This window comes from Dermatophilus congolensis, from assembly GCF_900187045.1.
GTDB lineage: Bacteria > Actinomycetota > Actinomycetes > Actinomycetales > Dermatophilaceae > Dermatophilus > Dermatophilus congolensis.
Map to the genome: position 1 here is coordinate 1,072,215 of NZ_LT906453.1, position 20,108 is coordinate 1,092,322.

At 59.4% G+C, this 20,108-nt stretch carries 19 protein-coding genes; 17 read left to right on the plus strand and 2 right to left on the minus strand.

The window, feature by feature from the left end:
- The first annotated feature begins 67 nt into the window (after positions 1-67).
- The 16 genes from prfA (at position 68) to CKV89_RS04650 (ending at position 16,842) form a co-directional block, all read left to right on the plus strand.
- On the plus strand, positions 68-1,159 hold the full coding sequence (gene prfA, locus CKV89_RS04575; protein ID WP_034400939.1) for a peptide chain release factor 1: 1,092 nt from the start codon (positions 68-70) through the stop codon (positions 1,157-1,159).
- On the plus strand, positions 1,156-2,064 hold the full coding sequence (gene prmC / locus CKV89_RS04580; protein ID WP_034400937.1) for a peptide chain release factor N(5)-glutamine methyltransferase: 909 nt from the start codon (positions 1,156-1,158) through the stop codon (positions 2,062-2,064). The genes prfA and prmC overlap by 4 nt, the downstream gene beginning before the upstream one ends.
- A gap of 93 nt (positions 2,065-2,157) precedes the next feature.
- Positions 2,158-2,991, plus strand: a complete 834-nt coding sequence (locus CKV89_RS04585) for an L-threonylcarbamoyladenylate synthase (RefSeq protein WP_084440988.1) — start codon at positions 2,158-2,160, stop codon at positions 2,989-2,991.
- 122 nt (positions 2,992-3,113) lie between these two features.
- Positions 3,114-4,247 carry a glycosyltransferase family 4 protein gene (locus tag CKV89_RS04590; RefSeq protein ID WP_028327099.1) on the plus strand — a complete coding sequence of 378 codons (1,134 nt, stop codon included), beginning with the start codon at positions 3,114-3,116 and terminating at the stop codon, positions 4,245-4,247.
- A 310-nt stretch (positions 4,248-4,557) separates the two neighbouring features.
- Complete coding sequence (locus tag CKV89_RS04595) at positions 4,558-5,019, plus strand: hypothetical protein (protein ID WP_028327098.1); 462 nt, start codon at positions 4,558-4,560, stop codon at positions 5,017-5,019.
- Complete coding sequence (locus CKV89_RS04600) at positions 5,016-5,390, plus strand: AtpZ/AtpI family protein (RefSeq protein ID WP_034400935.1); 375 nt, start codon at positions 5,016-5,018, stop codon at positions 5,388-5,390. Before CKV89_RS04595 ends, CKV89_RS04600 begins: the two co-directional genes overlap by 4 nt.
- Entirely contained in the window at positions 5,387-6,193 is an 807-nt protein-coding gene (atpB, locus tag CKV89_RS04605) for a F0F1 ATP synthase subunit A (RefSeq protein ID WP_028327097.1), read from the plus strand. Before CKV89_RS04600 ends, atpB begins: the two co-directional genes overlap by 4 nt.
- 132 nt (positions 6,194-6,325) lie before the next feature.
- Complete coding sequence (locus tag CKV89_RS04610; RefSeq protein WP_028327096.1) at positions 6,326-6,532, plus strand: ATP synthase F0 subunit C; 207 nt, start codon at positions 6,326-6,328, stop codon at positions 6,530-6,532.
- 77 nt (positions 6,533-6,609) lie between these two features.
- Positions 6,610-7,206, plus strand: coding sequence for a F0F1 ATP synthase subunit B (locus CKV89_RS04615; protein WP_034401089.1), 597 nt, complete (start codon positions 6,610-6,612; stop codon positions 7,204-7,206).
- Positions 7,206-8,024 carry a F0F1 ATP synthase subunit delta gene (locus CKV89_RS04620; RefSeq protein ID WP_051277489.1) on the plus strand — a complete coding sequence of 273 codons (819 nt, stop codon included), beginning with the start codon at positions 7,206-7,208 and terminating at the stop codon, positions 8,022-8,024. Before CKV89_RS04615 ends, CKV89_RS04620 begins: the two co-directional genes overlap by 1 nt.
- 105 nt (positions 8,025-8,129) lie before the next feature.
- Positions 8,130-9,767: a F0F1 ATP synthase subunit alpha gene (gene atpA / locus CKV89_RS04625; protein WP_028327094.1), complete on the plus strand. Its 1,638-nt coding sequence runs from the start codon at positions 8,130-8,132 to the stop codon at positions 9,765-9,767.
- A 78-nt stretch (positions 9,768-9,845) separates the two neighbouring features.
- A complete protein-coding gene (locus CKV89_RS04630; RefSeq protein ID WP_028327093.1) occupies positions 9,846-10,730 on the plus strand; it encodes a F0F1 ATP synthase subunit gamma in 885 nt (294 codons plus the stop codon).
- Between the two features lie 29 nt (positions 10,731-10,759).
- A complete protein-coding gene (atpD, locus tag CKV89_RS04635) occupies positions 10,760-12,217 on the plus strand; it encodes a F0F1 ATP synthase subunit beta (protein WP_028327092.1) in 1,458 nt (485 codons plus the stop codon).
- Positions 12,218-12,430: 213 nt separating this feature from the next.
- On the plus strand, positions 12,431-13,984 hold the full coding sequence (locus CKV89_RS04640) for a malectin domain-containing carbohydrate-binding protein (protein WP_157728084.1): 1,554 nt from the start codon (positions 12,431-12,433) through the stop codon (positions 13,982-13,984).
- 139 nt (positions 13,985-14,123) lie between these two features.
- Positions 14,124-16,148, plus strand: coding sequence for a malectin domain-containing carbohydrate-binding protein (locus CKV89_RS04645; RefSeq protein WP_161626192.1), 2,025 nt, complete (start codon positions 14,124-14,126; stop codon positions 16,146-16,148).
- A gap of 118 nt (positions 16,149-16,266) precedes the next feature.
- Positions 16,267-16,842: a serine O-acetyltransferase gene (locus tag CKV89_RS04650; protein WP_051277486.1), complete on the plus strand. Its 576-nt coding sequence runs from the start codon at positions 16,267-16,269 to the stop codon at positions 16,840-16,842.
- Between the two features lie 27 nt (positions 16,843-16,869).
- Here CKV89_RS04650 and CKV89_RS12520 read toward each other — a convergent pair whose 3' ends face one another.
- Positions 16,870-17,415, minus strand: coding sequence for an acyltransferase (locus CKV89_RS12520; protein ID WP_028327091.1), 546 nt, complete (start codon positions 17,413-17,415; stop codon positions 16,870-16,872).
- 193 nt (positions 17,416-17,608) lie between these two features.
- Here CKV89_RS12520 and CKV89_RS04660 point away from each other — a divergent pair, with 193 nt between their 5' ends.
- On the plus strand, positions 17,609-18,610 hold the full coding sequence (locus CKV89_RS04660) for a glycosyltransferase family A protein (protein WP_084440986.1): 1,002 nt from the start codon (positions 17,609-17,611) through the stop codon (positions 18,608-18,610).
- Between the two features lie 60 nt (positions 18,611-18,670).
- Here the strand turns inward: CKV89_RS04660 and CKV89_RS04665 are convergent, their stop codons facing one another.
- Positions 18,671-19,966, minus strand: a complete 1,296-nt coding sequence (locus CKV89_RS04665) for a WecB/TagA/CpsF family glycosyltransferase (protein ID WP_051277484.1) — start codon at positions 19,964-19,966, stop codon at positions 18,671-18,673.
- Positions 19,967-20,108 lie beyond the last annotated feature (142 nt).

Sequence of the window (20,108 nt, forward strand, 5' to 3'; positions counted from 1 at the left end):
ATACTGGGTCCGGCGCATCGTTGTTTCGTCGCGGTGTGCGCGGCGTTGGTGATGAGAGGGGATTGGCATGGAAGTTCAGTCGTTACTGGAAGCTGCACAACCTCACGTTGAGGAGTACCAGCAGTTGGAGAAAGACCTCTCGGATCCAGTGCTGCTGGCAGACCAGGGACGTTTCCGGGCGGCAAGTAAACGGTTCGCTGCTTTGGGGCCAGTGGTTGCTGCGGCTCGTGAGCTTGAGCAGGTGCATGGCGATCTTGAGGCAGCGATTGAGTTGGCTGACGAGGATGCTGCGTTTGCTGAAGAGGTGCCTGCGCTGCGTCAACAACTGGAGAGCGCGGGGGAGAGGCTGCATCATTTGTTGCTGCCACGCGATCCTGATGATGACCGTGATGTGTTGTTGGAGGTGAAGGCAGGTGAAGGTGGGGAAGAGTCTGCCTTGTTCGCTGGTGATCTTGTGCGTATGTATATGCGTTATGCGGAGCAGCGGAACTGGAGTGTGCAGGTTCTGGAAGCCACTGACTCAGACCTGGGAGGGTACAAAGACATTCGGCTGGCGGTAAAGGCCAAGGGGACCCCCGAGCCTGGCCAGGCTCCTTGGGCACGTTTGAAGTATGAGGGTGGTGTGCATCGGGTGCAGCGTGTGCCAGTGACGGAAAGCCAAGGTCGTATTCATACCTCTGCAGCAGGTGTGCTTGTGATGCCTGAGGTGGAAACCGATGACGAGATCGAGATCGGTCCTAATGACGTGCGTGTTGATGTTTACCGTTCTTCGGGCCCGGGTGGACAGAGCGTTAATACGACGGATTCTGCTGTGCGGTTGACTCACTTGCCTACGGGGATTGTGGTGACGAGCCAGAACGAAAAGTCACAGTTGCAGAACAAAGAGTCTGCGATGCGGGTATTGCGTGCCAGGCTTTTGCAGGCACAGCGAGATGCGGCTGAGGCCGAGGCTTCGGCTGCGCGGCGGAGCCAGGTTCGTACCGTTGACCGTAGTGAAAGAATTCGTACATACAACTATCCGGAGAACCGGATCGCTGATCACCGTACGGGGTATAAGGCTTACAACCTCGATACTGTGCTGGATGGTCAATTGGACCCCGTGGTGGAGTCGGCGATGCAAGCTGATGAGCGGGCACGCATGGCGCAAGCCGCCTCATGACCGTTCAATCATGCTCTTTTGGGCAGGCTTTACGGCAGGCGACCAGGGATCTTCAGGCCGCTGGAGTGCCCTCGCCGCGGCGTGATGCTGCGCTGCTTCTGGCGCATGTAACTCGATGTGACACAGCAGATGTGGAGCGCTCTGCACTGTTAGGGCATGCCTTAACATCAGCGGATATCGCAGCTTACGAGCTGGTGGTGGCTGAAAGGTCACGCCGGATTCCTTTGCAACACATCACTGGGTTGGCGCCGTTTCGTCATCTTGAGCTGTGCGTAGGGCCTGGGGTGTTTGTTCCGCGGCCGGAAACGGAAATGCTTGCTGGGCTTGCCATCGATGCGGCCACAACGCTCGTGCAGGAAGGGGTTCATGAGCCGCTTGTAGTGGACTTGTGTACCGGCTCTGCCGCGATCGCTTTGGCTATCGCGACGGAGGTGCCTCAAGCGCGGGTGATTGCTGTTGAGCTTTCCTGTGATGCTGCACAGTGGGCTGAGTGCAATATCACTTCTATGGCAGCTCAGGTGGAGTTACGTCGCGGAGATGCCACAGCTGAAGCTGTCACGGGCGACCTTGACGGAATTGTTGACATTGTCGTTTCTAACCCGCCGTACATACCGCCAGATGCGATTCCTATCGACCCTGAGGTTGCTGAGCATGATCCGGCAATGGCGCTATATGGGCTTGGCGATGACGGGTTGGCCATCCCCACGGCCGTAGCGTGGCGAGCCAGTGACCTGCTGCGGCCAGGTGGCCTTTTCCTGATGGAACATGCAGATGTGCAGGGTAAAGCGATTGTTGATGTGCTGCTGGGGCAGCAAAGTTGGGTAAAGGTTCATGATCAAAACGACGACGCTGGCCGCCCCCGGCATGTAGTGGCCACCCGTGCCACCAGTGGAGAAAGCAGCTGACCGGGTCGCTCTAAGCGCGCGTGGAGGACACGATCGTAAGATCGTCAGTGGCACAACCGTAGGCACCCCTGCGTAGGGGTGGAGGAGGCACAGATGAGCGAGATCGTCGACGGCACCGACAACGAGACAGCCGACTCGGCGATCCATGCTGTTGCCGATGCGGTACAGCGCGGAGAAGTGGTTGTCATCCCTACCGACACGGTCTACGGCGTGGGGGTTGATGCTTTCAATAGCGAAGCCATTGGTGACCTCCTTGCCGCGAAAGGACGTGGTCGCAATATTCCGCCACCGGTTCTTGTGCCGAACAAGCGCACGCTTGATGGGTTGGCTACATCTGTCCCGGACTATGCCCGCCGGTTGGTGAATGAGTTTTGGCCCGGCCCGTTGACGATTGTTCTGCAGGCACAAAGTAGTCTCGTGTGGGATTTGGGTGACACCAACGGAACTGTGGCACTGCGCATGCCGGATTCTGAGCTAGCTTTGGCCGTTTTGGCTCTTACTGGACCTATGGCGGTCACGAGTGCGAATAAGCATGGCCACCCGGCTGCGACAAGTGCTGCCGATGCTGAGCGCGAACTTGGTGATGCGGTGTCGATCTATCTCGATGGGGGCCCGGCTGGTTGTGGGCAGGCCTCGACGATCATCGATGCCACAGGCGCGGATTTCACAGTTCTGCGTGAAGGCGAAATATCTGAAGTGCAGTTGCGTTCGGTGGCGTTTCCTGGTGACGACGCTGCGTCTGCGGACACGCCCGAAGTTGAGCACAGACCTGAAGTCGAGCAAAAACAATCGCACCCTGGTGAGAAAGCCACGAGTGCATCGGCTGATTCGTCAGTTGAAGAGCAAGGCACATCACACGTCGAGCAGAACAAGGGACATGCGAGAACGAATACTGAACCACCTACGGCAGGTAATAGCTGTTCATGAAGTTCTGGGTCGATACTATGGCGCAGACTGCTCTCTGCCTTGGGGGAAGTCGGATCTCGTGACTCTAGAACTCACGTGTGTCACGTGGTCGGGGGTAAACCGGCGTTGGCAGGAGGGCTAGCGTGCGCGAGTACTTTTTCATTGCGACGCTTGCTGCTGCTTGTACTTTCGTCATCACTCCATTGATTAGGCGGTTGGCTGTGCGTGTTGGTGCAGTTACCGCTGTGCGTGCTCGTGACGTGCATTCGCAACCAATCCCACGACTGGGTGGGGTAGGTATATGTCTCGGCTTTCTTGCCGCGGTGTTAGTGGCTCGACAATTGCCGCATCTATCTCAGATTTTCGACAGCACTGAAATTCTTGGTATTTGTGCTGGGGGAGTTTTAGCTGCTGCAGTCGGGGCTATTGATGACATTGTTGAGCTTGATGCCCTCACTAAATTGGCGGGTCAAGCTATTGCTGCTGGAGTGATGGCATGGTTTGGTGTACAGCTGCTATCAATTCCACTTTTCGGTGTCACGGTACTGCCTAGTCCAGTTCTTATTGGGTTGACCGTTTTTATTGCCCTGGTGGCGATGAATGCCGTCAACTTTATTGACGGATTAGATGGTTTGGCTGCAGGGATTGTTGCTATTGCGGCTTTTGCCTTTTTTATCTATGCCTATCAGCTTTCGTACACTTATGATCCGCCGAACGTCATCTCCACCGGCACGTTCGTATGTGCTGCTATTTCTGGAAGTTGTATCGGATTTTTGCCGCATAACTTTCATCAGGCCAAGCTGTTCATGGGGGACTCAGGGGCACTGTTCCTTGGGTTAATGCTCTCTGCTGCGATGATCTCAATGATCGGCAATATCGATCCGACGGCTCACGTCACACAGAACGATGAAATCGTTCTCTATTTGCCTTTGATTGTCCCAGTGGCGGTTTTGGGTATTCCGTTGTTGGACATGTTTATGGCTGTGGTTCGACGTGTGCGCCGGGGGCAAAGTCCTTTCCAAGCTGATGCTCAGCATCTTCAGCATCGAATGCTTCGCATCGGCCACTCGCATAGGCACGCGGTGCTTTTGCTGTATTTGTGGGCGGCCATCGTTGCTTTTGGGGTCGTCTCATTTAGTTTTGTTGATGGGCTTGTGCCGTTGGCAGGGATCATGTTGCTCGCTGCTGTTGCTTTGGTGCTCACGCTCAATGTGGGGGATCGGTTGCGGATGCGGCGTTCTCGGCTTCGGTTGTCCAAAACCCGTGAGGCTGAATGAAAGCAATCGGGGTTGTGGGTGCCGAACTGGCGGATCGACCAGGTCGTGCGTGTTAATCTCAGGTAAGGAACAGCTGTGGCTCAGATTTAAAGGAATCTTCTCGGTGACGTTGTAAAACGTTGCTGGTGCTCACAGGAAAGTTCATGCCCCGCCAACAGGTGGCGGCACTTGCTTCCACTGGTCGAAGTTCAAACCGCTGCAACTGATTTCGAAGATTTCGCTCGATGTCTGTACGCGGCATTGAATGATCGGCTAGGTTTTGAAAACTCTTGGCCGACGATGACCCAAACCTTCAAGGGGGTGCCCCGTAGTGACGTCCACCATGACGCATTCGAGGGCACGCACCATCACTGACGTCGGTGTCGAATCTGCTTTTAAACCGATGATGTTGACTGCTTGCTGCGCTAGTGCGGTGGCGGCGCTCATCATCACCGTGACTGCTATGGCTTTCGGGCCCGACGGAGCAGCGCTGGCCTCCTTTGCAGGAGCTGCATTTGCCGCCCATTTTTTCGCTATGGGGGCGCTAGGGATCTGGCTGATCTTGCGTGGGCCAACCGCCAACTACCTCGTCGGTGCTTTAGGCGTGTACGTGATCCAAGTCATCGCGCTTGGAATCGTGCTCATGCAGCTGCCTCGCATTCACATGCCAGCCCCTGAGTGGTTCAGCGCGAGCGTCGCTGTGGAGGTCGTGGTGTGGCAATCAGCACAGGCGTACTCCTTGCTACGTACCCGTGTATTTGCTTACTCCACAGCTGAGCGAGGTGAGTTGTGAGATACGTGCCACCCTCGCAACGACGAAACACCGACTGGAACGCCCTCGCAAAGACCGAAAAAAACACGTCAGACAACGCATCCAACGCAGCATCGCGCCTGGTGGCTTACCTGATCGCCGGTCCTGTCGTGTACGGCGGGTTGGGCTACCTCATCGACATATGGCTCGGAACACGATTCGGTATCGCAGTCGGAACTCTCCTGGGGCTCGGGTTGTCTTTGTACATCGTCTGGCTCCGGTACGGTGGGAGCCAATCCCCTGTCCCTTCCGCCTTTGCGCCGCACACCGCCAAGGTGAACGAGCCGGTAGCGCGTCCTAACGTGACCGCTTCCCCCGGATTGAACCGCACAACATCTGAGGAGATTTCGTGAGCTTCACCAGCGCGGCCTTCGCCGGAGCCCTCACCGCTTCCGGCAGCGAGTTCGTGGCACCCTCCACCGGTGACTTCTGGACCCCACTCATCGGCGACGGTGCATTCGCTTTCACCCGCCCCATGCTGGTGTCCCTCGTGGCAGTTGCCATCATCGCCACGTTCTTGTTCCTCGGTGCCCGCCGCGCAGCGGTCGTGCCCACCAAATCCCAGTTCCTCGTCGAGTTCATTTACGACTTTGTTCGTAACGGCATCGCACGCGACATGATTGGCAGCAAACACTTCCTGCGTTTCCTGCCGCTGCTGCTGGCCTTGTTCACCTTCATCCTGGCCAACAACCTCGCTGGCGTGATCCCGTTCCTGCAAAACCCGCCCACTGGCCGAATCGCCTTCCCACTCGCCCTTGTCCTCGTGGTGTACCTGGCTTACCACTACGTCGGCCTCAAGCAGCATGGCGTTGGCGGCTACCTCAAGACCATGGTCCCCGGCGGTCTTCCCGCCTGGATCGTGCCTTTCATCTTCCTCATCGAATTCGTCACCAAGTTCCTCATCCAGCCGATGACTCTCACCTTGCGTCTTTTCGGCAACATGCTTGCCGGTCACATGACTCTGGTGTTGTTCATTCTCGGTGGTGAATTCCTCCTCTTCAGCGCACCCGGAGCTCTCAAAGCCGCAGGCATCGCTGCATACGGCGGAGCCTTCCTCATGACCTGCTTCGAGATGCTGATCCAGTTCCTGCAGGCCTACGTCTTCACCCTGCTCACTGCTTCCTACATCTCGAGCTCCCTCGAAGAAGCACACTGACACTTTTCTTCTAACCGCATCTCCACCAGGTGATGCACCCATTACTCACAACTTCATAGACCACCCGTTCACACGAACGATGCTTCGGCACCAGCCGAGGTAACTCACCACCAGAGAAGGAATCTGCAGATCATGACCGGCTCCCTTTCCCTCGTTGGCTACGGCATCTCGACGCTGGGCCCGGCCCTCGCGATCGGCCTCATCTTCGCTGCCCTCATCAACGGTGTGGCCCGTCAGCCTGAGGCCAAGAGCGTCCTCCAGCCGCTGGCCATCCTGGGCTTCGCTGTCGCCGAGGCACTCGCCATCCTGGGCTTCGTTCTCGTCTTCATCCTCCGCTGAGTCCGACCGCCCACCCCCAACGCCCGGCCTAACCAGGCCGGGACGATGCATGGCACAAGGAGTTCTCCGTGCAGAACATGTCGAACCTCGCGGCCGCCGTTCCCGCCGCAGCGGGCGGTGGCGGCAACCACGGCTTAGGCATGCCGATTCTCCCTCACCTCGGTGAGTTGATTTTCGGCTGTGTCTTCTTCGCCGTCTTCCTCATCTTCATTATCAAGTACGTCGTTCCCAAGATGGAGACCGCCTACACACAGCGTGTGGACGCCATTCAAGGCGACATGAGCCGTGCGGAGAAATCCCTCGCCGAGGCGGAAGCTCTTAAGGCCGAGTACCAGCGGATGATGGAAGACGCCCGCCACGAAGCAAACCAGATGCGCGAACGCGGCCGTGAAGAAGGTGCTGCAATCGTTGCCGAGATGCGGGCCCAGGCCAGCGCTGAAGCCGAGCGCATCATTGAATCTGCCCGCCGTCAGGTTGAAGCCGAGCGTGCAAGCGCCATGGCTGAACTGAAAAACGACGTCGGGCGAATCTCCACCGATCTGGCAGGTCGCATTGTCGGCGAGTCCCTTCAGGACGACGCTCGACGCAACGGTGTCATCGAGCGGTTCCTGCAACAGCTCGAAGACGGCACCTTGCAGCGTGAGACCTCCACGATGGACCGGGCAGGTCGCTGATGGATGGTGCACCCCGCTCGGCATGGCAGAGCGCGGTCGAGACACTCGCCGGTTACCAGCGGGCTGGAGGTCCTGACCTCCGCTCCCTGGCCGGAGAGCTGTTCTCGGTCTCGGAACTTCTTGCCGACAACGCCAAACTACGAATGGCTCTCACGGATCGCTCACGCGATGCGTGGTCCAAGCGTGAACTGGCACGTCGTCTTTTCGGTGGACGACTCAGCGAACCTGCTTTGGCTGTTGTCGAGGCCGCCGTCTCTGGGCACTGGAAAGAGTCCTACAACCTCGTAACCGGCATGGAACGCCTCGGTGGCGACTGCGTCCTGGCCGCAGCGCAAACCGAAGGAAACCTTGACCAGATAGAGCGCGAGCTCATCGCCGTCGAGGAAAAGTTCCGTCAGGACCACCAGATCGGTGCAGCGCTCTCTGAGGATCGCGGAGACAAGCACGCTAAAGCAGAACTCGTGGCGCGCCTGCTCGCCGGAAAAGTTCTGCCCGACACCGTCTGGATCGCCCAGCGCCCCGTGCTTAACCCCCGCGGGTATGACTATGCGACGGTCATTCGGCGCTACCTCAGCCTCGCGGCCAAACGACGACAGGCAGTCACCGCTGTCGTCACCACCCGTACATTGCTCCCACAAACAGCCGTCAGCCGGTTGCAAGCGGGCCTGAGCAAAATGTACGGAACCACCATTTTCGTCACCCAGGTCGAGGACCCCCAGCTGCTCGGCGGTCTTCGTATTCAGGTCGGCGACGAAGTCATCGACGGCACGATCGAGCGTCGACTGGCCGATGTCAGCCGCACCTTGAGTGTGTCCTGATACCAGCACCGCCCGGTGTCAGGCACCGAGGCACACCGCCGGATCCCCGGCACCGATAGCCCAACTGGCCGCCTCGCGGCCGCCGATGAGGAGAGAGACTTAACGATGGCGGAGCTCATGATCCGTCCGGAGGAAATCCGGGACGCCCTCGACCAGTTCGTCCAGTCATACGAGCCCGATGGGGCCTCCCGCGAGGAGGTCGGACGCGTCACCGACGCCGGTGACGGCATCGCACACGTCGAGGGCCTGCCCTCAGCGATGACCAACGAGCTGCTGCGCTTCGAGGACGGAACCCTGGGCCTGGCCCTGAACCTCGACCGCCACGAAATTGGTGTGGTCGTTCTGGGTGATTTCTCCGGCATCGAAGAAGGACAGGCAGTGCACCGCACCGGAGAAGTTCTCTCCGTGCCTGTCGGCGACAACTACCTCGGCCGCGTGGTCGACCCCCTGGGCCGCCCAGTAGACGGTCTTGGCGAAATCAAGGCAGAAGGACGCCGCGAGCTTGAACTCCAGGCTCCCAACGTGATGTCGCGTAAGAGCGTTCACGAGCCACTACAAACAGGTATCAAAGCCGTTGACGCGATGGTGCCGATTGGTCGTGGCCAGCGCCAGCTCATCATCGGTGACCGTCAAACCGGTAAAACCACTGTTGCCGTTGACGCAATCCTGAACCAGAAAGCCAACTGGGAATCAGGAGACCCGAACAAGCAGGTCCGATGCATTTACGTCGCTATCGGTCAGAAGGGCTCCACGATCGCCTCGGTGCGCGGCACCCTTGAAGAGGCCGGCGCTTTGGAATACACCACCATCGTCGCCGCCCCCGCTTCTGAATCCGCTGGCTTCAAGTACCTGGCTCCCTACACCGGTTCGGCCATCGGTCAGCACTGGATGTACGGCGGCAAACACGTCCTCATCGTCTTCGATGACCTGTCCAAGCAGGCTGAGGCTTACCGTGCAGTGTCACTGCTGCTGCGCCGCCCGCCGGGCCGTGAAGCCTACCCCGGTGACGTTTTCTACCTGCACTCTCGCCTGCTTGAGCGTTGTGCCAAGCTCTCCGACGAGCTTGGAGCTGGTTCGATGACGGGACTACCCATCATCGAAACCAAAGCCGGTGACGTCTCCGCGTACATCCCCACCAACGTCATCTCCATCACCGATGGCCAGATCTACCTCCAGGCCGACCTCTTCAACGCCGACGTACGCCCGGCTATCGACGTGGGTGTCTCCGTCTCCCGTGTTGGTGGCGCCGCGCAGATCAAGGCAATGAAGTCGGTCTCCGGCCGCCTCAAGATCGACCTTGCCCAGTTCCGCGCCATGGAAGCGTTCGCCATGTTCGCCTCCGACCTCGACGCAGCCTCCCGAGCTCAGCTTGACCGCGGTGCCCGCCTGGTTGAGCTGCTCAAACAGCCGCAAAGCTCCCCGCTGCCCGTCGAACTACAGGTTGTGTCCGTCTGGGCTGGCACCACCGGAAAGCTCGACAAAGTCGAGGTCTCCGACGTGCGCCGCTACGAGGCTGAATTCCACGAGTTCCTCCAACGCAACCACCAGGGAGTCCTCAACGGCATCGTCGAAACCGGCAAACTCGACGACGCCGCCATCGACGCCCTCGAAACCGCAGTGAAGGAATTCGACAACCAATTCCAGGCCGGTAGCGGAGGAGCAATCACTCCCGGCTCGGCCGCCGAGGACGTTGACGCCCTCAGCGACGAGCAAATGGATCAGGAGACGATCCGACGCGGCTGAGGCCCGTAAGCCGCCGACATCACACAATGTCGGCGGCCCGGTCCAGCCCGTCCGATCCGATCAGGAAGGCGGTTTTCCATGGGAGCGCAGATCCGGGAGTACCGGAGCCGCATCCGCTCCGTCACTGCGACGAAGAAGATCACGAAAGCCATGGAGCTCATGGCTTCGTCCCGACTGGGTAAAGCCCGTCGACGCGTCGAAGCCACCACTCCCTACGCCGACGCGATCACCAAAGCACTTGCTGCGGTTACACGACACTCGGACGTCGACCACCCCCTCACCCGCGTGGTAACCAACCCTCGCCGGGCAGCGGTTCTGGTCGTTACCAGTGACCGAGGACTAGCAGGTGCGTACTCGGCCAACGTCCTCAAAGCAACAGAGCGACTCGTCGAACGCCTCAACCAGCAAGGCATCGAAGTCTCAGCGTTCCTTTATGGACGCAAAGCAATCCAATACTTCTCCTTCCGCTCACGCGAGTTCGTCAACTCCTGGGAAGGGAACACGGATGCGCCGGTCTACGAGACCGCCGTAGAGATCTCCGACACCTTGCTTGATGGCTTCCTTGCCGACAGCCAACCCTTCGACGAGGTCCACGTGGTCTACACGCGGTTCAACTCGATGGTGTCCCAAGAAGTCCGCGCCCGCCGCGTGCTACCTCTGGCTGTCGTCGACGCCGAGCACGAACACGAGAAAATGCACTCACTGTTCGAGTTCGAACCAAGCGCAGACGAGGTCCTCGACGCCGTACTACCCCAGTACGTACGTCACCGCATCTACAACTGCCTGCTCCAGGCGGCCGCATCCGAACTGGCCAACAGGCAACGAGCCATGAAATCGGCAACTGACAACGCCGAAGAGCTCATCAAGACCTACACCCGGTTGGCGAACCAAGCTCGCCAGGCCGAGATCACCCAGGAGATCACCGAGATCGTGGGCGGCGCGGACGCGCTCGCGGACGCGTGATCGGGCGAGAGAACGAGGAGTACTCAGCAATGTCAACTGCGTTCGTCGAGGAGTCCAGCCAGGACGCCAACGCGCCCGGCACGGGACGGCTTGTCCGCGTCATCGGCCCCGTCGTCGACGTCGAGTTCCCCGAGGACTCGATGCCAGAGATGTACAACTTGCTTTACAGCGAGGTGACCCTCTCCGAAGGAGAGCGCCGCATCAACTTCGAGGTCGCTCAGTTCATCGGCGACAACGTCGTTCGTGCCGTCGCTTTGCAACCGACCGACGGTCTTGTCCGTGGCCAGAAAGTCATCGACACGGGCGACTCCATCCAGGTCCCGGTAGGTAACGCCACCCTCGGACACGTCTTCAACGTGACCGGTGACTGCCTCGACCTTCCCGAAGGAGAAAAGCTCGAGGTCGGTGAAACCTGGGGTATCCACCGCAAGGCTCCCGCATTCGACCAGCTCGAATCCAAAACCCAGATGTTCCAGACGGGTATTAAGGTCATCGACCTGCTCACCCCGTATGTGCAGGGTGGAAAGATTGGTCTGTTCGGTGGTGCCGGTGTCGGTAAAACCGTTCTGATCCAGGAAATGATTGCTCGTGTGGCCCGCGACCACGGTGGTGTATCCGTGTTTGCAGGTGTCGGTGAGCGTACCCGTGAAGGTAACGACCTCATCGTCGAAATGGAAGAAGCTGGCGTTCTCGGGCAGACCGCGCTCGTGTTCGGCCAGATGGATGAGCCCCCGGGCACCCGTCTGCGCATCGCCCTGTCCGGCCTCACAATGGCCGAGTACTTCCGTGACGTGCAGAACCAGGACGTGCTGCTGTTCATCGACAACATCTTCCGGTTCACGCAGGCCGGTTCCGAGGTTTCGACGCTGCTGGGCCGTATGCCCTCGGCCGTGGGATACCAGCCGACGCTGGCCGACGAGATGGGTGTGCTCCAGGAGCGCATCACCTCCACGCGCGGCCACTCCATTACCTCGATGCAGGCTATCTACGTGCCCGCCGACGACTACACCGACCCAGCTCCGGCCACGACGTTCGCTCACCTGGACGCCACCACCGAGCTGAGCCGTGAAATCGCCTCCCTGGGTATCTACCCCGCAGTGGACCCGCTGACCTCCACGAGCCGTATCCTCGATCCGCGGTACATCAGTAAGGCCCACTACGACACCGCCGTGCGCGTTAAGGGAATCCTGCAGAAGAACAAGGAACTCCAAGACATCATTGCCATCCTCGGTATGGACGAACTCTCCGAGGAAGACAAGATCGTCGTCAACCGCGCCCGCCGCATCCAGCGCTTCCTGTCGCAGAACACCTACGTTGCCAAGCAGTTCACCGGCATCGAAGGATCGACGGTTCCGCTGGACGAGACCATCGACGCATTCACCCGCATCTGTGACGGCGAATACGACCACGTCCCAGAGCAGGCGTTCTTCATGTGTGGTGGCCTCGACGACGTCGAGCGCCAGGCCGCAGAACTCGCTAAGAAGTAACCACCATTGAGCACCCCAACCGGGGTGCTCAATGCAATAGGTGTGGGGCTCCGACCATGGTCGGAGCCCCACACCTATTGATGGACACCTGGATGTGTCATATGACTTGGACAAGGAAATAAAACACACTCATGTGATGTAAATGGCGGTCGATGAGGTATGTGTCAGCGCGGCAACGCCGCCGCGACACACTCAGCCAGGGAAGGCCCCGCCTTGTTTACACAGATCCGCCTCGCAAGCTCGCATATCGCTGGCCGTGCAACGATAGCTACCGCATCCGCGCTGCTCTTGGCCCCCGTCTTCGTAGCAGCCGCCGCGGTTCCTAACAACGCCCCCACCACTGGCAAAACCTCCACCACCCAAAACACGGCAGCTCGGCCCGCCAGCGTCTTTGCCGTACGCGCATCCTCACATACCGGTGCAGTACGCGACGCATCCGGCAAACTCTGGGAGCGTATGCCCCTAACCTTCGGCACAACACAACGCTCCGCTGTCACCGTCACCAGCGTGCCCTCACCCCGTGAACGCATCGCCTACCAGTCCCTGGCCAACAACGCCACGGGCTATCAACTCCCCGTTCCCAAGGGCACCTACCGGGTCCGGCTCATGTTCGTCGAACCTTCCGCAGCCCCCGGCGAACGCGTCTTCGACATCACCGCCGAAAACCGCAAGGTTGCAAACCGATTCGATATCGCTCGTGTTGCAGGACGCAACCGCGGCTACGACCTCAACATCACCACTCGCGTCACCGACGGCCTCCTCAACATCAAATTCACCTCCCGCAGCGCCAAAAAACCCGTCATCAGCGCCGTCACCGTCACCTCCCGCGGCAAAGTCGCCACACCCACCAACACCCGAGTCGTCAAACTCGACGCACGCTCACCCTTCTACACCCCCATCGACAAAGCACCACTGGCCGCCAACTCCGAGCAATCCATCGCTCACCTAGCCAGCCAAGTACACGACAACTGGGGCGGAACCGCAGCCACCAACGCCTACGAATTCAACGGCGCAGTCAACATCGCCACCGGCAAAACCCCCCGCATCCGCGTGGGATTCCACAACTGCCAGAAAAAACCCTCCACCCCCGCAGGCCTCTACGACGGCCCCAAATACTTCGTCAACGTTCCCGTTCCAGCCAACGCTACCGCAGCACGCGGAAGCGACGGCGAAATGAGCATCTACAACCCCGCCACTGACCAACTCTGGGAGTTCTGGCAGATGCGCCGCAACACCAACGGATGGGAAGCATGCTGGGGCGGGCGCATCGACAAACTCTCAACCAACATCGGTCAATTCACCTTCCCCTACGGCGTTAGCGCTTCCGGACTAGCCATGGCCCCCGGCCTCATCGGTATCGACGAAGCACGCCGAGGCACCATCAACCACGCCATGTACCTGGCTGTCCTCGACAGCCACCGCTGGGACAAATTCTCCTGGCCCGCCAACAGATCAGACGGAATCTCCACCAACCCCAACGCCCTCATGGAAGGGCAACGCATCCGCCTGGACCCCACCATCAACCTCAACGACTACAACCTCACCCCCTTCGGGAGAATGGTCGCCGAGGCTGCACAAAAATACGGCTTCATCATCTCCGACAGATCCGGAGCCGTGGCCGTCGCCACCCAAGACGGCCGAGCAGAACAAGCCCGCACCGGCACCAACCCCTGGAACACCCTGCTAGGCGGCCCCGCCTACAGCGCACTCAAAAACTTCCCCTGGGACAAGATGCAAGCCCTTCCCAAGGATTACGGCAAGAACTGACCACACACAGTCAGGGAGGCCGTACATACCCGGCCTCCCTACTTTGTATCCCTCAACGCAGCGGGATACCCCACAAGACACATCAGACGAGGAACGGATGCCTCGGCGTGTACACCCCCCCACGGAAGGAACCATCATCATGCCTGCCTACAACACACCAACACGCACAGCCATCGCTTTGGCACTTGCTGGAACTATCACCTCCGCAGCAGTAACCCCAGGTCACGCCACCCAATACAGCGCAGCACCCGCAGCTACCGCAACGACCACCAACACCATTCGATTGGCTGCCCGCACCACCTCACGCGTCGATCCAGCGGGAAACACCTGGAAACCCATGTACACGCTCCGCGGAACCCCCAACTACCGTATTGCCCCTGCCAGCCAGCCCATCACTAACACCAACGACCCGGACCTCTACCGCTACGAGGTCTACGGTCTGACCGGCACCACAATTCCTCTGCCCACCGCTGGCCGCTACAACGTCACGATCGCCACCGCAGAGCCCTACTGGAAAGCAAAAGGCAAACGCGTTTTCGACATCACTGCCGAAGGTGCCACCGTCGTTGACGATCTAGACATCTACGCCACTGCTGGGTACTCCACCGCACACAACATCACCTTCACCACCAACGTTACTGACGGCGCACTCGATCTGAAATTCCTCGCAAGCGTTGATAAAGCCATCATCGCCGGAATCACCATCACCCCAGCAGCCCCATCTGCCCCCGCACCAGCGCCATCCACCGCCACACCACACAACTCATTCACCTCACGCATGGTGGCTTCACCCACACCAGTCACCGACAAATCCGGCAACGTCTGGAACCGCTGGTCAGCCACACTCGGTACGAACCGCGTCGACCGTGGGCTGCGCGGCATTGACATCCAAGGCACAGACGATGACGAGGTTTACCGCACTTACGTGCAAAACCCACGCGGATACGCCCTCGATGTTCCAGGCAAAGGCCGCTACAAAGTACGCCTCGCCATGGTCGAAAACACCTACTGGAACAAAGGCGGCCGTGTCTTCGATGTCCTCGCCGAAGACACCACCGTGGTCAAAGACATCGACATCACCGCTGCAGTCGGCCCCCGCACCGCCTACGACGTCACCTTCGAAACCAACGTCACAGATGGCATCCTCGACCTCACCTTCCGCGCCACTGCTGGAACCCCAACCATCAGCGCCATCGAGGTCACCAGCGCGACCACGCTGACCAGCTACACCACCGTAGAGCGCAACTATCCAGGCCTTCCATTCCCCCTCTACCCCGGATCGGTCTACGCCACTGACATCAGCAACGCCCCCCTGGCCGCCAACGCCCAGGCAGTCGGCGATTACATCGCCCGTCAAGCCGCAACCCGCTACGACGGATACGCAGGATTCAACAACCGTGAATTCACTACTGCCATGCACGTGGCAGAGCCAGGCACACCACGAATCGACATCATCCACTCCTGCGCCGTCGACTGGGGAGTACCGAGCAACCTTTTCGATGGAGCCGCGCACTTCCGGTCAGTGCCCGTGCCCGCCAACGCCATCCCTGCCGCGGGCAGTGACGGAGAAATGAGCATCTACGACCCAGCCACCGATCAACTCTGGGAATTCTGGAAAATGTCCCGCGACAGCAAAAACCGCTGGCAGGCCTGCTGGGGAGGACGCATCGACAACTTCTCCACCCACGAAACAGTTTTCCCTGACGGATTCGGGGCCTCAGCCTCCGGGATGGCTATCTCACCCGGAATGATCACCCTGGACGACATTCGCCGCGGACGCATCGACCACGCGATCGCTCTAGCAGTTCCCACCCCCAGCGGACTGGGATACAGCTGGCCTGCCAACCGTACCGATGGCACTTCGACAGACCCCAACGCACCCTACGAAGGTCAACGACTGCGCCTACCAGCAAACCTTGACCTAGACAGGTACAACCTCACCCCTGCCGGTCGCATAATCGCCGAAGCAGCGAAAAAATACGGATTCATCGTCACCGACAACGCCGGTGCCGTCGCAGTCACTGCCGAATCCAGCCGAGTTATCACTGCCCAAACAGGTAAAGACCCCTGGTCTGCTTATCTGGGTAGCGATGCCTGGTCCACGATGCGCGACTTCCCTTGGACAGAGCTAGAAGCACTACCCGTCAACTACGGGAAACGTTAAGCGACACAAATATTCACATCGCGAACCGCCAGAGTTGGCCGGGAGTGCGCACTAGGCTGTGCACGCCCGGCTAACGTTGTACTTCCGGGTATGCACCCGCCCAAAGGAGAGCTCTGCGATGGCACGAGAAAAAACAGCCGCCGGGCCACCCCGACCCCTTACTGCCGACCAACCCGTTCAGGACCCGGTCCGATGGTGTCGTGCCATGCTCGCCGCCGACTTTCCCCGCAACCCGTACTGGACACAACGCCTCACCCTTTTCTGCCTGCGAGCAGGACGAGCGTGGCACCGGCAGCCAGGTATAAAAGCTTTCCTGATCCGACGTGTGCTGCAAGTCCTCAAATTCGTGTGGGTTGAAGGATTCATCGGCTCTGAGATCCCCAACCAAGTGTGGATCGGTCCTGGCGTGCGCATCCCACACGCCCTGCGTGGCGTGATGATCCACCCCAGCGTGAGCATCGGCGCGAATGTCACGCTCTACCATCAGACTGTCCTTGGCGTTCGTAACACCAGGGAAGGCCCCACGCTAGGCGACGACATCGTCGTCGGTGCTGGTGCGAAAATCCTTGGCCCCATCACAGTGGCATCTGGGACGAGTATCGGCGCCAACGCAGTTCTTGTCTCCGACACCGAACCAAACACTACGTGGGTGGGGATCCCAGCCCGCCCAGTTATACCTCGCCGGGACCGATGAACGAACCGGCTATCACGTGATAGCCGGTTAGGATCGCTGGCGAATTGGCTTGGCTGGTACACCTACCGCGATCCACCCAGCAGGGATCTGCCCACGCACCACCGCGCCAGCACCGATCACAGCCCCGTCACCAATCTGCGACCCAGGCATCACTACTGCACCGGCACCGATCCACACGTCGTCACCGATCACTACGCCTTCCCCTGCCCACGGTTGTGTATTGATGGGGATTCCTGGTGCAGTGCCGTGATTAGTGCCAATGATCGTGATGTGTTGCGAAATGAGGCAGTCAGCTCCGATAACGATCCGGGCTCCCGCACACCGGATGTTATTGAACTCGCCGATGTAGGTGCGGTCACCAACTTCCAGCAAAGAACCGTTGAGTTCTCCGCCCTGAGCGACGTTGATCACTGTTGGCCCCTCAATGGTGACCTTGCTTCCTAGGCGTACCTGGCCAGGATCGCCGGAGAATTTCACCGTGGTGGAGATGCACGCGCCTCGATGACGCGCCTGGAGTCGCAGCAGCGGAAGACGTTCTTTTTTCAGTGAGCGGAGCATCGACTTCAGGGGCATGGGGCCGAGCATAGAAGGCAGCGCCGGACAAGCAAGGCAGGAGGAGTCAAAGAATCTTCATGGGTTAGTAAAGACAGTTGTGTTGGCTGGCTATCAAAACCAAGAACCGTGAGGGTGGTTGTAAAGAGGTGTCAGAAGCGTTTGAGCGCTGCCTGGCAAATCGGAACGCACGTGAGGCAACTCGGAGGCTTTCATGACCCCGGCCAATGACGGAACGGAGCGGAACAGTACTGATGCTGCACCCACCGTTTCAGTGATCATCCCTACGTATAAACGGCTCGGGGTGTTGCAGCGCGCGTTGGAGTCGGTGTACTCTCAGACGTTCACGGACTGGGAAGCGATTGTTGTTGACGATCACGGGCAAGACGGCACGGCTGAGTATATGGCCGGGGTGAGCGACCCGCGGGTGCGGTTTTATGAGCACGAAGTCAACAAGGGCGGGAACGCGGCACGCAGCACCGGGATCGCACATGCACGGGGTGAATGGATCGCGTTTTTGGATAGTGATGATGCGTGGCGTCCAACCAAGCTGGAGAAACAGTTGGCGATGCTGCGGGCAAGCGGGCCTGAGTATGGGTTGGCTGGGTGCGGGATTGAGCATTACGCACCAGATGGCACGTCAGAGATGGTGCAGATCCCGCAGGTGGATGGGTGGATTGCCACCGAGATGATGACGTGGAATCCCCTGGGTGGGTTTTCGGCGATTATCGTGCGTCGTTCAGCTCTGCTGCAGGCAGGGGGATTGGATGCTTCGATGCCTGCTCAGCAGGACTGGGAGTTTTATGTGCGGGTTTCCCGGCTAGTGGCGGTGTGTGTAGTGCGTGAAGTGTTGGTGGATTATTTAGTTGATCCGCATGACCCAATCCGGATCACTGTTGATAATTCGCGGGTGGTCAAGGGGATGCGTCGTATGTGGGCGCATGTCTTGCAGCATCGGGATGAATTGACTCCTGAGCAGAGAGAGCGAGCGGTTCGGTATTTCACGACGATGCTGGCCAATGTGGGGGCAGTGGGAGACGTGGCGTTGATTTTACGCTCGGGAATGGTGCCTGCGCGGCCAGGTGAGGTCAAGCATGGGGCGCATATGTTTGTGCGGTCTATCCGTAATCAAGTGCGTGCGGCTGCTGAGGGTCAGCGCAGGGCAGCGGAATTGGTGCGGCCGAGGTCTAAGCACACCAAAATCAGCCACATTTGACCGGTGAGGATATAACCGCAGTCACAGGGTGATCCGTTTAGAGGTCGGAAAAACTCGTTGTTAGTTTTCGGGGTATTCGTCGCGGTAGTTCAGTAGAGGACGTTGCCCGGTGCTGTGGTGACGACAGTGCCGGGTGCAGCGCGAGTCGAGCCAGGCGCGGCGTAAGAACCGTGGGTTGCCGACGATGTATCGGCGCCACATGCGCCCTGGTTCCTGCACAAGCCTCCACACCCACTCGAGCCCGATCTCACGCAGCCACAAAGGTGCCCGGGGAATACGGCCAGAGTAGAAATCGAAAAGCCCGCCTACGCCCTGGATAAGGCCAACATTGAGTTGTTTGCGGTGCTGGTCAATCCAAAGCTCTTGGTTCGGAACCCCGAAAGCAATGAGGAGGATGTCAGCGCCAGAGTTATTGATTGTTGCGATGACCTCAGGTTCTTCCTCGGAGGTGAAATATCCATGGCGGGTTCCGGCGATGTGTAGCCCGGGGAATTTGGAGGTCATGTTCTGGGCAACAGCCTCGGCGATGCCCGGCCGAGCCCCGAGAAGAAAAAGAGAAAGTCCTTCATTGCGGGCACGTTCGCACAGCCGTGGGAACATGTCAGTTCCGTTGAGATTGGCTATCAGTGAAACCCCGTGCAGGCGGGCCCCAAGCTTGGCGCCGATGCCGTCAGGGAAGATACGGTCCGCGTGGTGGAGGGCGCTGGCGTAGGCCGGATTTTCTGCGCTTTCGTTGTAACAGGCAGCGTTAACGAAAACGAGGGTGGACGCTGGGCGGGTGCGGGCAGCCTCCACGCACCAGGTGAGTGCTTCGTCCATGGTGGTGTTGGTGATGGATAAGCCGAGTTGTGTGTATGTGGCTGGGGTGGCAAGTCCGTTGCCGCCCAGAACTTCAGCAATGAGGTAGCGGGCCGTTAAAGCGATGCCATCTTTAGACAACAGCCGTTGGTGGCAGGTGAGGGTTTCGGGTTCGTAGTCGATGCCGAGTCGAGCGCGTAACCGGCTGGGGGAGAGGAATCCTGGAGTGATGTTGGGTGTGCGGCGCGGTTGGGCTTCAGCGTCTTCAGGGTCCAGGGGGCGGGGTCCGATAAAGCACATGTCGCCTCTGGCTACGGACAGCAGATAAGGAAGTCGACGCCCGGGTGCTGAGCCTGCAAAGGATCGAATTGTGATCGGGGTGAGGTTGCGCCCTAGCCGTGAGTGCTGTTCATAGACGTGGCCGGTGGTGGCGTAGGCGATAGCTGCGCGAGCAGCTAAAAGGGGAGAAAAAGTGACTGCCAGCGCCGTGGCGATGAGCCGGTCGCTGGTGTCGGTATGGTGCGGACAGTCTCCGAGGCGAGTGTGAGGGGTAGCCATGCGGTTTCCTCCGGGACGTTGAACGCGCGCAGGCAGATAGACGAGGGTCAATACCGTGCGCACAGAACCTCTGTTCGTTGAAAGTACCGCGCAGGTAAGGGTTAATCGGGGAGGTGCCAGGGAGGGTCGCAGGGTATTTTCT